At 57.2% G+C, this 243-nt stretch carries 1 protein-coding gene; it reads right to left on the bottom strand.

Translation table 11 applies throughout. The features are described 5' to 3' along the window. Nucleotides 1-192, bottom strand: a 192-nt coding sequence (locus tag SB764_RS43830; RefSeq protein ID WP_410867284.1) for a TetR/AcrR family transcriptional regulator, incomplete at its 3' end; no start/stop codon positions are given. Between the last annotated feature and the right edge of the window lie 51 nt (nt 193-243).

Here is a 243-nt window from a genome sequence, read left to right on the forward strand (position 1 = left end):
CTCGCTGCCAAGATTTTCAAGCGCAGCGATGAAGAGACCCTCTTTGCCCTTGAAGTGCTTATAGACGTTGGATTTGGAGCCGCCTACTTCGGCAACGATCTCATCCAGGGTGACGCCGTCGTAGCCGCGCGCCAGGAACATGTCGGCTGCGGTGGTCAGTAATTCGCGGCGTCTTTGCGTCGATCTGCTCACCGGTAGACGCGATGGCAGTTTCTTTTGGGCGGGCGTCTTTCTAGGAGGCAT

This window comes from Paraburkholderia sp. SIMBA_027 (assembly GCF_046535315.1).
Taxonomy (GTDB): domain Bacteria; phylum Pseudomonadota; class Gammaproteobacteria; order Burkholderiales; family Burkholderiaceae; genus Paraburkholderia; species Paraburkholderia tropica.